At 33.4% G+C, this 13,690-nt stretch carries 14 protein-coding genes; 3 read left to right on the top strand and 11 right to left on the bottom strand.

What is annotated here, in order from left to right:
• Positions 1 to 30 precede the first annotated feature (30 nt).
• From FE005_RS07470 to FE005_RS07460, 3 genes are all read right to left on the bottom strand, one after another.
• Entirely contained in the window at positions 31 to 741 is a 711-nt protein-coding gene (locus FE005_RS07470; protein ID WP_005471648.1) for an MgtC/SapB family protein, read from the bottom strand.
• Positions 742 to 968: 227 nt separating this feature from the next.
• Positions 969 to 1,670: a glucosamine-6-phosphate deaminase gene (nagB, locus tag FE005_RS07465; protein ID WP_003127396.1), complete on the bottom strand. Its 702-nt coding sequence runs from the start codon at positions 1,668 to 1,670 to the stop codon at positions 969 to 971.
• A gap of 122 nt (positions 1,671 to 1,792) precedes the next feature.
• A complete protein-coding gene (locus FE005_RS07460) occupies positions 1,793 to 2,407 on the bottom strand; it encodes a LysM domain-containing protein (RefSeq protein WP_138371575.1) in 615 nt (204 codons plus the stop codon).
• Between the two features lie 242 nt (positions 2,408 to 2,649).
• On the opposite strand from FE005_RS07460, the gene FE005_RS07455 reads away from it, so the two are divergent.
• The 3 genes from FE005_RS07455 (at position 2,650) to FE005_RS07445 (ending at position 4,379) form a co-directional block, all read left to right on the top strand.
• The gene (locus tag FE005_RS07455) at positions 2,650 to 3,036 is read left to right on the top strand and encodes a YxeA family protein (RefSeq protein WP_003127394.1); all 387 of its coding nucleotides are present in this window, start codon (positions 2,650 to 2,652) and stop codon (positions 3,034 to 3,036) included.
• Positions 3,037 to 3,388: 352 nt separating this feature from the next.
• Positions 3,389 to 3,760: a hypothetical protein gene (locus FE005_RS16995; protein WP_138371574.1), complete on the top strand. Its 372-nt coding sequence runs from the start codon at positions 3,389 to 3,391 to the stop codon at positions 3,758 to 3,760.
• Between the two features lie 436 nt (positions 3,761 to 4,196).
• Entirely contained in the window at positions 4,197 to 4,379 is a 183-nt protein-coding gene (locus tag FE005_RS07445; RefSeq protein WP_103300576.1) for a hypothetical protein, read from the top strand.
• Between the two features lie 1,122 nt (positions 4,380 to 5,501).
• Here FE005_RS07445 and FE005_RS07440 read toward each other — a convergent pair.
• The 8 genes from FE005_RS07440 to FE005_RS07405 form a co-directional block, all read right to left on the bottom strand.
• Entirely contained in the window at positions 5,502 to 6,254 is a 753-nt protein-coding gene (locus FE005_RS07440) for an ABC transporter permease (protein ID WP_138371573.1), read from the bottom strand.
• Complete coding sequence (locus FE005_RS07435) at positions 6,251 to 7,138, bottom strand: ABC transporter ATP-binding protein (RefSeq protein WP_138371572.1); 888 nt, start codon at positions 7,136 to 7,138, stop codon at positions 6,251 to 6,253. The genes FE005_RS07440 and FE005_RS07435 overlap by 4 nt, the downstream gene beginning before the upstream one ends.
• Positions 7,139 to 7,153: 15 nt before the next feature.
• Positions 7,154 to 8,818, bottom strand: coding sequence for an ABC transporter ATP-binding protein (locus tag FE005_RS07430; protein ID WP_138371571.1), 1,665 nt, complete (start codon positions 8,816 to 8,818; stop codon positions 7,154 to 7,156).
• 21 nt (positions 8,819 to 8,839) lie between these two features.
• Positions 8,840 to 10,069, bottom strand: a complete 1,230-nt coding sequence (locus FE005_RS07425; RefSeq protein WP_138371570.1) for a radical SAM protein — start codon at positions 10,067 to 10,069, stop codon at positions 8,840 to 8,842.
• Between the two features lie 2 nt (positions 10,070 to 10,071).
• The gene (locus FE005_RS07420) at positions 10,072 to 10,317 is read right to left on the bottom strand and encodes a hypothetical protein (RefSeq protein WP_138371569.1); all 246 of its coding nucleotides are present in this window, start codon (positions 10,315 to 10,317) and stop codon (positions 10,072 to 10,074) included.
• Positions 10,318 to 10,553: 236 nt separating this feature from the next.
• Positions 10,554 to 11,030: a CPBP family intramembrane glutamic endopeptidase gene (locus FE005_RS07415; protein WP_138371568.1), complete on the bottom strand. Its 477-nt coding sequence runs from the start codon at positions 11,028 to 11,030 to the stop codon at positions 10,554 to 10,556.
• A gap of 651 nt (positions 11,031 to 11,681) precedes the next feature.
• On the bottom strand, positions 11,682 to 12,947 hold the full coding sequence (locus tag FE005_RS07410; RefSeq protein ID WP_138371567.1) for a sensor histidine kinase: 1,266 nt from the start codon (positions 12,945 to 12,947) through the stop codon (positions 11,682 to 11,684).
• On the bottom strand, positions 12,944 to 13,675 hold the full coding sequence (locus tag FE005_RS07405) for a LytTR family DNA-binding domain-containing protein (RefSeq protein ID WP_138371566.1): 732 nt from the start codon (positions 13,673 to 13,675) through the stop codon (positions 12,944 to 12,946). Before FE005_RS07405 ends, FE005_RS07410 begins: the two co-directional genes overlap by 4 nt.
• Positions 13,676 to 13,690: the final 15 nt, after the last annotated feature.

Genomic DNA, 13,690 nt, shown 5'->3' with positions numbered 1-13,690 from the left:
GCCAAAGGTGTGACCTTTGGCAGTACTTTTTTAACTAACATCAACCAACCGCAGCTTAGTGATATTTTTATAAACTGATAATTCTTCGATAACATCAGAGAAACTCAGCCCCCACGGTAAGTTGATCGTATAAATATTGGTATAGATCCGATAGTCTTCCATGAACTTCACATCAAAGTTGACATCTTCGATCACGATTTTTCGATCAAGAAAATACTCTGTCAAAAATTCCTTTGTTTCCGCACGATGAATGTATTGAATCTCCAATTTTTTGGCTGTCGGGACTCGCACAATTCGCTTGATCACCGTCAGTGCAAAAAAGATCCCGGCAAAACTAGTAATCGAAATGGCATAAAATCCCATGCCGATCGCAATCCCTAAGCCAGCAATCGCCCATAATGAAGCAGCTGTCGTCAATCCAGTTACCGAGCGTTTTGTCACGATAATCGTCCCGGCACCCAAAAAACCAACCCCACTTACCACTTGTGCGATCAATCGAGCTTCATCTGAACGAATGACCCCTGCGAGATCTGGATGATTCAACGCATCACGCATCGCCCCACTAGCGATCTCTACTTGGATCAATGCAATGACACATGCCCCCATACAGACTAAAATATGGGTCCGTAATCCCGCTGGCCGACTTTTGTACTGTCGCTCAAAACCGATAGCGCCTCCCATGACCATTGCTAAAACGAGTCTAAGAATAATTTCTGGAATCGATAAGACCATATCAACCATTGAAACACCCCTTTTCAACTATACCATCTATTTTTAAAAATGAAAAAAGGAAGGTCCAAATTCCGCAACCCATCTTTAAGCTGTATTCCATGAAAAATAAAAAAACCGAAGAATCATCGAAAATACCAACTTTTCATCCGACTGGATGAAATGGGGAAGTAGCTGGTTTTTCCGATGTTCATTCGGATTTTGTCGATTAGATTGGACGCTCTGCCAACTAATTGATGTTAGAGATTGGCTGCCGCTGCTTCATCTACGATGACTGTGACATCTGGATGATTTTGCAAAGCAGATGCAGGCAGATCCGTCGTTACCGGACCTTCAATCATCCCTTGGATTGCGTCCGCTTTAGCTGGTCCAAAGGCCATCAAAATAATTTTTTTACCTTTCAAAATTGAACCGATGCCCATTGAGATTGCAGTAGTGGGTACATCTTCTACCTTGTCAAAATAGCGTTTGTTGGCATTGATCGTTGATTCAGTCAAATCAACGACTGATGTTGTGCCATCAAAAGATGCCCCAGGTTCATTGAACCCAATGTGACCGTTCTGACCAATTCCTAAGATTTGGATGTCAACTGGATGTTCCGCGATCACTTCATCGTATCGTTTGCATTCCGCTTGCAAATCTTCGGCTTTTCCATTCGGTACAAAGGTTTCCTTGAATGGTTTTTTGTCAAATAAATGAGCATTCATAAAGTGGCGATAACTTTGATCATCTTCGCCGCCAAGTCCGACATATTCATCTAAATTAACAGAAGTCATGTTTGAAAAATCGACATCGCTAGCTGTCATCTCTGCATACAATGTTTCTGGCGTACTGCCTGTCGCCAATCCAAGAACTTTAGCGCCGTTTTCAACGCCTTGCTGAATCAATTCAAATGCCTTTTTCCCACCTTCAGCTGCATCTTTCACGCGAATAATTTCCATGATACGCTCCTCATTTCGTTTTGGTATAGTCCAATGATACCACACTCTCATTTTTTTGACAAGAATTAGTCTAGACCATAACAAAAAAACAGCTGCATATTTCATGCAACTGTTTTTGCTGATTACCAGTTTGTGTAAACGTCGATTCCGCTGTGACCAACGCCTGTATCATAGACTTTGTAGGCACCCAAAGAAGATTGCCCTGTTGAGCCTTTGGCTTGATTGTCACTAGCTACAACGATATAACCATCTGCATCACGGATCGTTCCGTCAGCGGCAACATGTCGGCCAGGAATATTTAAGCCGCCACCAGCTAATACTTTTTGTGAATAATAAGATTCTCTGACACCATTATAGTAATTGATACCGTCCACTGGGTTCAAGACTCCTGAACCAGTACTTGGTGTACTTGCAGCGCTAGTGCTAGCAGTGTTTGATTGTGTAGCTGCCGGCGCTGTTTCAGTTTGCGCTTGCGCTGTTTCTGTCGTTTCTTGCGCGCGTGTCATCGGTTGTGCATCACTAAAAATCAGCAATGTTTCGCCATCAAAAATCAAATTAGGGTCTTGAATGGATTCATTCAATGCTAAAAGGTCATCCACTGTCGTACCATATTCAGTTGCTAATCCTGACAGTGTGTCTCCTGGAGCAACCACATGGGTTTGTTCCTCTGCAGATGCAACAGTGCCTCCGATAAATAAACCTAGTCCTGCAACAGCTGTGAATACAAATTTTTTCAAATGAAAAAACCTCTCTTTTTGTGTATTTGTACCTCTCCCCAGGCACAAATAAAAGATTAACATTACAATATTGCAAAATGATTTCAATTCTATTTTCTTCTATCACAATTCCTCGACAGAAAATTACAGCTATATTTTCATGTAAATAATCAAAAGCTTACAATAGTGTTATCTTTTTCAATGAATTTTTTAAGCTAGTCCGTGTTATAGTCGTCTCAGCAAAAAAGAAATGAGGGTTAATTATGAAAAAAATGATGCTTGCTCTTCTTGTAGTCGCACTTGGTGTAGGAGGCTATTTTAGTTATAAATACTATTCTGAGACCTATCAAGGAGTCACTGCCTATGCACGCACACCAAAAGAAACACCTGAAAGGAAACAAACAGTAGACGGTTCAGGAAAAAAAATCGAAGGCTATTCTTCTTATAAATATACGTTTGAATTTGTTAAAGAAAATGGCGAAAGACAAGAAATGACCTATGAATTGTCTGGTGAAGATATCCAGCCTTATGCTCCTAACACACTAGTTAAAGCAGAGATCAGTCAAAAACGTATCATCTCCGGACCGAATGAGGTCGCTGAAAAAGATGTGCCAGCTGATGTATTAAAAAAATTAAATGCACAAAAATAACATTTTTCATTGATAAAATTGATTTTTTTCAAAAACCAAAAACTTCTGAACTCAAGAGTAACTGTCTTCTCCACTCTGCTTTCAGGAGTTTTTTTATTTATACATTGTTTTAATAATAATATTCAATCCCTCTTATAACCTTACTGTGACGGGGTTTATCAAGGTGCATTCCTCCGTGACAGAAAATCACCGCAATTTTCCTCAGTCTGTAAACCAAGATTTCATTTCTTAAGCAAAAACAATCATGCCTAATGCTCGAATCATTGAAATAACAAATCCTACTGTTGACCTCTGAATAAAAATTTGCTAAATTATTTTCTGCCTTTTGGTAATTTTTTTTAGGAGTGTGAACATGCCTTTTGTTGTATATTTTTTTCTTTCTTTATTAATCATTTATATCCCTTTTCCCACAGCACTTTTGTTCTTTCAACAGCTTGCCGAACAACATGATACCATCACGGCTTTAAACAAACTATTATTACTTTTTTGTGTCCTACTCGATTATTACATCAGCTATCATCTACTAAAAAGATGCCAAGTAAAAGCGAGTAGTTATCTTATCTTGATTCTCATGAATCTTGGTGAATTACTCATACATATCTACCTTTACCAGCGTTACGGAACTGTCAATTTAACGATTATCTTACTTTTTCAACTCTTTCTATTGTTCTGTATGTTTGTTTTTCCTTGCTTCAAAAAATTTAGATGTTACATATTTGAATAAACAAAGGTTTATTGATTACTTGATGAGTAGTGAAGAAACTTTTAGTTCCAGTAGTTTCTTCACTTTTTTGTTTTAACAGTTGTTTGAAAAAAATAGAACCATCCAATTGTAAGAAAACTCGAAAAAAGAGTTCGATAACTTGTGGGACTGAACTATCTTTTACTAATAGGCCTAAAGCCCTATATATTTTTAGAAAGTTATAATTTAAACTAATCTAAAAAGGATGTGTGAATATGTTAAAAGTATTAGTCTTTTGCATAGCCGTAGCTATAATCATTGCCCTGTATTCGAATAAAAATCGCTCGAAGAAATAGAAGTTCTTTCTATTTCTTTTTTATTTCGTCGGATAGTGAAATTATTTATTTCGACTTTCTTTGGCATTATTTTTTCACATTGAAAATAAAGTATGATATGCTGTTCAAAAGGAGTGAGCACTTTGAAAAGAAAAACTAGTTTCTACCTTTACCTGCTAGCCGCTTGTGTAAACTTTATAGCAGCTTTTTTATTTTTAGCTTCAATTGGTGCCATTCCAAAAATTGCAGGGCTTTTATTTTTTGCGAGCTTTTGTGTCCACCTAATACGAGCAATAAAACTTAAAAACTCTGAAAAGCAAAACTGATTCTGATTTCATCTCGTTAGTTGCCTGATTTGGTGAATAACTGATTAAGTATCAATTTTTTTTGATATTATTTATTTATCATGGTATTCTTTTTATAGAGGTGATTAGATGAAAAAGAATAGTGTTTGGTTAAAACCTTGGAAAATTATGTTGATTGTTCTCGCTTTTTTTGCTGGTTCCTTTATTGCAAAAATGGTCTTTTCTTTATTTTTTGTACACATGTAATAACTTTGAGCCGCCCATAATCCTTATCCAAAGAACGCTTTCTTTTAATGAGGCCGTAAAGTATTCAAATGGTTTGGTGTATCCTTAGCAGTCTTTTTTTATTCTCGCTTTCGCTACTTACGAAGTTGACAAGAAGAAATAAACAGATTACATCAGCAAAAGGTAACTCTTGAGTTGCCTTTTTATTTTTTCAGATCAGAATAATTAATTGCGATGATCATCTCTTTTAATAGAAAAATATTTGGTGAATCGACTATTTTCATTTGAAGTTACTTTCATCCGATAACAACATCTAACAGACTACAAGATTTGTTCAGAATATTCAGACTAAAGTATCGATTATTGCTTTATCCTTATGGATGTTATTATGACAAAATTACACGAATAAAAATGGCTCAACCGCCTATATATTTCAAACTTATTTGAGAACTGATCCAGTGACTGGAAAATAAAAAAAAGACAACTCATCGAGGTTTCAAAACTCGGCAAGAAGCTACAGCTTGATTTGTCTCATTTAACTCTATAAACAATATATGCGACTATCATTTTCGATAGTAATGTACCATTTGATCATTTTTTCAATTAGCATTCATCTTCAAAAAAAGAGATGTCTCCAGTGAAGGAAAACATCTCTAAATCGTTGATAAACCAACGTTCTAACCTTGTTAGAATTATTCCGCAGCGTTCGCGTCTTTGAGACCGTATTGAGAGCTGGATTGCTTTCTGGTGGTACCTGATAGTCAGAAAACAGCTTAGATATGGGATTATTGACAAATTACAAAATCTAATACAACCCAGTAAATTTTGATTGAGAAGGTCAAAAGTATGGTCAAAAAATACTCGCCAGTGTATTGAATCTCTATCAGAATATATTTCAAAATAGAGTTTCTGATACTTCTAAAGGTCCCTTTTTTTTATTGCATTAATCATCACACAAATCGCTATTCCAATCATTATTCCCATGATGAGTAGCTGATATAATAAAATTAGTCCTGAAAAGTCATTATCATCAATTAAAGTATAGTAACCAGGTAACAATTTACGAATGGCCTCAATACTAGAAACAAATTTCAGGAAAACATAGACAGATAAAGATAAAAGGACTGCCCTAAAAGTTCCGAAGTTTACTGACACCAGCATTGCTATAGAAATAAACAGAATAAGAAATAGTACCCCACAAACACTTACAAGGAGCAGGTGACTATGGTAGCTTTCAATATTCCAACTGATTCCCAATCCATTTTTTGATCTCGCTACAAAAACAATATAGTATAGACTGGAAAGAGCCATATTAAGGATATAAAATGACAGTAGTACCTCTACAATCGAAATAAATTTCCCTAAAACTAATGATTTTATTGATTTGACTCGTGTGATTTCTAACATGAATTGCCCATCAGAAATTTCTCCACCTAGAATACCTGCAGCTAAGAAAGTGAATAAGACAAGTGGAATACCGAGCATCATTAATAAGGCCCACATACTTGTAGAAAAAGAGATAAGATCCAATTTCCCATTTATATCTATGAAACTCCAATTGAAATAAATTCCCAAAGAATAGACTAAAGAAAAATTACTGAGTAAAAAAATACCAATAAAAATTTTTCTTTTCCACATTTTAAAAAGCTCTACGTTGATAACATCCCTCATTTAGAATCACCTCTAAATAAATCTACCAAATTATCATTCGTTACCTGAATATCTGTAATCTCCCCATTATTTTGATAGATAATCTTTAAAGCCCTATCAATCAGTTCATTCTTTGCCTCAAATAAAACATCGTTATCCTTTATATCAGCAATTGATCGCAACTGATCAAGTAATAGCTTATTTGGATTATTCAACTTGATAACGTATTTTTTACCAGAGTTTTTCGTCACTTCGTTAACTTTCTGATTAGTAATATATAAATACCTATCACTAATTTGCTCAACTTCATTTAATTGATGTGACGATATCAATATCGTAATATCCAAGTCCTTTCTCAAATTCGAGATGAAGCCAAGTAAGTGCTCAATTCCTACTGGATCTAAACCCACAAACGGTTCATCTAATATTAGGAAATCTGGTGTCCCCATTAAAGCCATTGCTAATCCAAGTCGCTGTTTCATTCCAAATGAATAACCCTTCACTCTCTTCTTAGAATTTGGTAAATCAACCAAATCCAATAGTTTATTAATTTCTTCTGCAATTTCAGTCTTAGTTTTTCCTTGCCAATGATTTGCATATTTCCCGACAGTATACAAGTTGTCATATCCACTCAAATATTCAAATAATTTACAATCTAACAGATAACCAAATTCCCTTCTACTTTTACAGGACTTCAAATAATTCAAGTTTCCCTTGTACTTAATTTCGCCAGCTTCAAAAGAGGTTAGTCCAAGTATCACCTTCATTAAAGTAGTCTTACCTGATCCATTTACTCCAAGTAATCCAACTATTTCCCCTTTCGTTATCTCAAATGAAACATTATCCAAGACTGTTTTAGTGTCATATTTCTTTACTAATTGATTGACAGAAAGTAATTGTTCCATAAAATCCCTTCCTTATCAGGAGTTTTTCAATTTTTTAAAGAGTCCATCATGGTTCAAAATTTCCGAATAGCTACCTTGTTCAACGACTGTGCCGTTATCAATAAAAATCACCTCATCAACAGAACTCAAAATATTTTCTCGAAGATCATGCGTGATAAAAATAATTGTATAGTCTACTGCTGACAGAAGACATTCCAAAATATCTCCTCCAGTTTTATAGTCTAATGCCGAAGTTACTTCATCCATAAGAAGTAAATTTGATTGACCTGCAATTAGTCTTGCAATAGAGATTCTTTGCTTTTCACCACCAGATAAAGAATTACCATTTTCGCTAAATTTGGAAATTCCTTGTCGAGCTCTAACTCTACTAAGATCAGCTATACGGATAGATCTTTCTATTTCCTTCTTACTCTGTTCGCGTAAAAGCGTAATATTATTTTTTAGATTGTCATTAAAGATATACGGTTCCTGATGGGCAAATGAAGCCTTTATTATCTCATCTGATTTACTTAAATTTTTGCCATTATAGATTATCTCTCCCCTATAACAATTCAGTAAACCACCGATAATTTTTAGCAAGGTAGTTTTCCCACTTCCACTCTTACCAACGATTGCATATTTTTTACCCTTTTCAAAAATCAAATTGATATTATCTAAAATTGTTATACCCTTTTCTGATTCATAACTAACATTTTTCAACTGAAGTTTTTCAAATGGTTCATCCAAAATTTTGGGCATTTCAGTAGGAGAATCTATTTTGTCTACATATTTTTCTAACTTAGTCCGTATAGTTTTACTTCCAATTATCTCTATTACTGACGTTCCAAAAACTTGCAAGGGTTGAATTATCATATTTGCCATTTGAGTAACTGCTACCATCTCGCCCAATGATAACCTGTTTGATAAAACTAAAAAGCCGCTTGTACATAAACAAATAATCAAATTGAAATACTGAAGCGTTCCCATCATCAAATTATAAACACCATTTTGATTTTTTAGTTTTTGTTGATTATTCTCCATCTGTTCTAAAAAACTGCGGTTCCTTTTCTCAAATCTTTCCTCAACTTGAAAGGATTTGATCACTGTAAATCCTCCAAAAATATCCTTAAGGTCATTCAGATAATTACTTTTCAATCTTGAAGTTTTTTCAGTCAATGCATCTATTTTCTTACCTAGTAAAGAAGGAATTATTAAGGAAATAACAGAACAAAAAAATACCACAAAAGCAACTAATGGGCTTAGTAATAACAGATAACCAAAAGCAAAAAAGAGAATAAAAGAGCTTTGAATTAGTTGTAAGATATTGTCCAGAAAATATTGTTCAAAAACTTCTAGGTCGTAATTAAAAAGATTAATTTTCTCACCCACAGTAGATTTTTCATACTGAGTTATATTCATGTGAAGAATACTTCTGATTATTCTACTTTTAACCGAAATATGGATTTTTTGAAGTAGGTGAGACTCAGATTTCACACTTAAGAAATGAAATAAAAAGTTAATTATCAAAAATATAAAAAATAAACACAGGGTGATATAAAACATTTCCCAATTTTTTTTGGAAATTGCATCGATAAAATTTTGAATAATCGGAGCAAAAGAAATTCCTATTAAGCTAGCTATCAGTGAAAGAATTGAAAATTGTATCACTAATATTTTTTCCTTCATAATTATCTTAGTCATTTCATACCCCTAAAATTATGATTAATTGTTTGGAAAAAGATTTGTAGTTAAATTTTCGTAATAGTTAAAAAATAACTCACAATAAGGATCTTTTTTGTATATATCACGATGCTTCATATAGGCTCTCGCACGACACCCTCCTCCACACAAATATTTGTATTCACATCTATCACAGCCTTTTACATTGTCTACCGATATAGAGGAAAATAGTTTATTATTATTCTCGCGCATGTGAACAATCGTATTGTCTTTAATATTTCCCAAACAAAACTGCTCCTCCATAAGCATATGACACGGATAAACGTTTCCGTCAGTACCAATAGAAATCATAGTCTTTCCAGCTCCGCAATAGTTTTCTGCTTGTAGTGTTTCTCCTTTAATTGCACTATCCTCTAGACTTAAATCACTATCAATCATAAAATCACTGATACTTCTAATGTCTTTAGCATTTGGAAGAAATCTTTTCATTTCCCCTTCAAAACAGGCTGAAAGAATACTAAAACTAACAGATACTCCCATCTTTTCAGCCAAGTTTACATATTCCAAAAGTTTATCTGCATTTAAATGATGAACTGTGGGAATGAGATTTACGTTATTTCCATTTTCCTTTAACAATGAAACGGTATCCATTATTCTATTGAATATACCCGAATCTCTAATAAATGAAGGACATTCGGCTGAATATGAATCCACAGAAACAGAAACTGTATCGACGAATTTAGACATTTCAGCAATAATTGCCTTGTTATAAATTGTCCCATTTGTAATTAATACAATATTTGGTATCTGGCATTCTACTTTCGCGAATCTCAAAATTTTAATAAGATCCCGTCTTAGTAGAGGTTCTCCTCCTGAAAAAACAAGGTTTTTAATTCCAGCATCTTTAAGCTGTCTTATTCCATTAAGCATATCTTCAAGAGTTAAATCTTCATCACGATTTCTTTTCTCATCATAAGAGTAGCAACCCACACAGTGTAGATTGCATCTGTTTGTCAAATGTAAGTAAGCAGTGACAACTTGATCTTTCTTTATAAATGGACTATCTGAAATAAATTCATTTTCAATTAGATAGTTAAAGAAATCTGATTCCTCAGCAGTTAATTGATTTTTTTCTGAAACTTGATGACTTATTACATCTTTATAAAATGCCAACCCTCGTTGATCAATTCCTGCAACAACACCATTATCAAAATTGAAAAGCATATCAATATCTTTTACCCTTGCATAAGCTACATCAGGATTAATATACATTTCTATCCTCTTTTCATTTTTTTGACTATAATTCTAAAAAGTTCAATGATTACAAACGTTAATAAAAATATCATTAATATGGTCGAAAAATTATTGCTGAAATTTACATCTGCAATTGTTAAATTTCCTGATTTCCCAGCAAATTCTTCTGTGTTTGCTTTAATTTGATTGACAACTTCCTCTGATACTATTAAACCAATAGAGAAGAATAATGCGAATGAATAGCCAATCGATAAAACTACGTCCACGAGGATATCTCTCTTGATACTCCCGACACTAGGTACAATAAACACGACAGAAAATGAATAAAGGACTATCGGGATAAGAACAATTAAGAAAAACACTGATAATAAATTGAAAGTTTTAATTTGTAAGATGTTGTATATCCACAATAGTAAAAATAAAATTGGAAAAATAAACTTCACTATCCTTTTAAACAATGGGCTCCCCCCTTTTTCTTTCTTATTTCTCCTACTCAGTACCTCTAAGCAGCAATCAAAATTAAGTTATAAAATGCATGTATAGCTGAGGTATATAACAGTGATTTTGATTTTAAGCGAAAGATACAAAAGAAAACGCCTAATGGAAATCTGTAAATCAAATTATCCACTGGTGATTCTCCAATATGCCCAATCACTGAAAAAATTACCGAACTGATAATAATACTAGAAATAATTCCCCAAGACTCTAGTAATCTTTTTAAAATGATATTTCGATACAAGAACTCTTCACAAAAAGCTGCTATCATATAGTGAATCATTAGAAATAAAGTAATTTGACTACCAAACTTATCTTTATTAGTAACAAAGTAAAGCAATGAAAAAAGCAAAACCCCAACAGCAGTATAAGCTATTTCTCGCTTTCTACATTTTAGATTTAAGAGATTCTGCTTGCTTCTTGATAAAACTAAGATATATATCAAAGGAATAATAAACAGAGATACTAAAATAGGTAAAGTCATACTAATAAAAATCGTTGATTCAATCGGGAGAATACTACCGAGCAAGATAAATACTAACAAGCAAATTCCGGTTAGTACCGAAATAGTAATACTGAAAAACAGACTGTTTAGCTTTTCATATTTTAAACTTTCATCCTCAATTGGATTATTCGTAAGAATTCACACCTTTCAATATAGCGATGACACCACTTTCTAACGTAATGTCATCGCTATAAAGTTGTTACGCTTCGTTTGATTCGAACCCTATTGAGTCAGAAATAGTGACTAATAAAGTTCAGTCGATTGCTTTTAAACATCACTTTTAATTTCTTTGATGTAGTGACCCACAGAGGCACAGAATAGTGCACCTACAGATACGCAACCTGCCTTTTTACTCTTTTTCGTTGAAAAGAATAGCATAACGAATTCCCCGTTTTCTTAAAGTATTTGTCCGAAGGTTTAGAACTTAATTCCTCGTCGACACACAAAGTATAGTACCTATATTCTTCTTTTTAGTTTTTTCGTTGTAAACTGCTGATTTTTATGTAGTAATCTGTAAAAAAGTATTATTGACTCCTTTTTTAGATGCAAAAAACCTCCATAGGAACCTTATGTAGATTCCTATGAAGGTTTACTATATTATTTTTGTGAATTGGTTTAGGAAAATTTAGTTTATTGTGCAATACTCTGCCCTACTGGAATGATAATCAAAACTTTAAACTCATATTCATTCCATGAAAAATCAGAATAGCCCTCTAATTTCTGAACTCGTTCTCTAATACTATTTACCCCTAATCCATATCTTCCCTTTCTTTTCGCTGACCGGATCAGCTTACTAGAAATATTTAGATTATTTATTCTAGCCGGATTAGTTACTTTCATAATAATTTTATCATCACGATAATGGATAGAAACTTTTATCTCTTTTGTCGGGGAGTCTATTCTATTACATTCTTCTATCGCGTTATCCACTATATTTCCAAGAATTGCACAGATATCGACTACCTTGTCCTCAAAATCAAGATCTGTCGGAATTTTTAAATCCAATGAGTATAAAATATTTCCAGTGTCCATTTCGTGTATCTTACTACTTAGTACAGTGTCAATGGGCCAACAGCCAGTATAAGTTCGGAATGAAGACGAAGAAGTCAGCGTGATATTTTCTAATAGCTTCTGTGCTGTATTAACATTTCCTTGTGCTAATTGGAAATTTATACTTAATAATGTATTTTTTAAATCATGTTTTAAAATACGAAATTCTGATTGCTTTCTTAATATTTCGTCATAGTACTGATTTTGCATTCCAGATAATGTCTGTTGCTGTAATAGGTAAGTTTTTTCGGTTAGATAGTTGTAGAAAAAAATGTTCATAATATTTACTATCAATAATCCAATACTGACCCCTATACTCTCAAATTGCGAAAAATGAAAAGGATACATCAGTGTACCTATAGATAACAGTGGAGTTATAGACAACATGATATATTCTTTGGTGGCCAATCCAATTTCATTTGTACTCTTAAAGTAGTGAAGAAAAAAGATTATTATTAATGCCAATACTGTAATGGATATATAAGATAAAATAAACTGTAAGAAAACAATATTAGCGGGATTATTCTGTGTCACAACCAGTAAACTATTCTGAAATAAGAATAAAAAAATTACATAGAGGTAATGATACATCTTTTTGGGGATTGGTCCGTAGAAACAAAACATTACTAATCCAGCTACAACAATAAAAAAAATATAGGTTAAGTCAACCCTTAGATTTTGACTATTTATTGAAATCTTTGTAAAGAGAATCAATAGCATGCATAGGGTATAAAAAGACATCTTTTTTATTTTTAATTCTAAAAAGCTACTCAAATAAAACGCAACATACCATCCCTGTAGTGCTCCTAAAAAAATGGCCAAGATAAGCATAAATAATTCTTTCATATTCCTAATGACCTTTCAATGAAGTTTCTATAGCACTCCACAAATTTTTTCTTTTTCCCTCTACTAACTACCTCTTGATCTCCATTTGTCAAATGAACAATAGTATCCTCTATCCGCTCAATATAATTTAGATTTATTATGGTGCCGTAATTTATCTGTATAAAAACGGAACTACCCAGATTAGCTATGATATCTTTTAAACGCGCATAGTAAACAATATCTTTCTGATTGTTACACATGGTGATTCGAAGCTTTCTCCCCTTCTCAGAGGTAATTCGAATTATTTGATCATATCGTACTTGATACTGCGTACGATTAGCCTTTACAAAAAGGTATTGATTATCATTAGAGATTTTATCAATTGCTGCATCTAAGAGAATACGTATTTCATTTTCTTTAACTGGTTTTAGTAAATATCTAAATGGTGAGACTTCAAAACTCTGAAGAGTATAATTATCAAAGCTCGTAATATAATTTAATAATACTTGTTGATCACTCTTCCTGATGAGTTTAGCGGTTTCAATGCCATTAATTCCATCCATTTCGATATCTAAAAAAATCATTTGATAAACTATTTCTTGATTTTGGATTCCTCTTAACAAGGATTCTCCACTATTATAAATATCGATATCCACTTCCAAATTTTTATTTATCATGTATTCATCAATCATTTTTTCTAGGAGTGTGCTTTGGAGCACTTCATCATCACATATTGCAATCCTGTACATAGCCAACCTCCCAGC

The sequence above is a fragment of the Enterococcus sp. M190262 genome (assembly GCF_005843965.1).
Lineage (GTDB): Bacteria > Bacillota > Bacilli > Lactobacillales > Enterococcaceae > Enterococcus_D > Enterococcus_D gallinarum.
The sequence above is the reverse complement of the archived record's forward strand: the minus strand, read 5'-3'. Positions and strand labels throughout refer to the sequence as shown.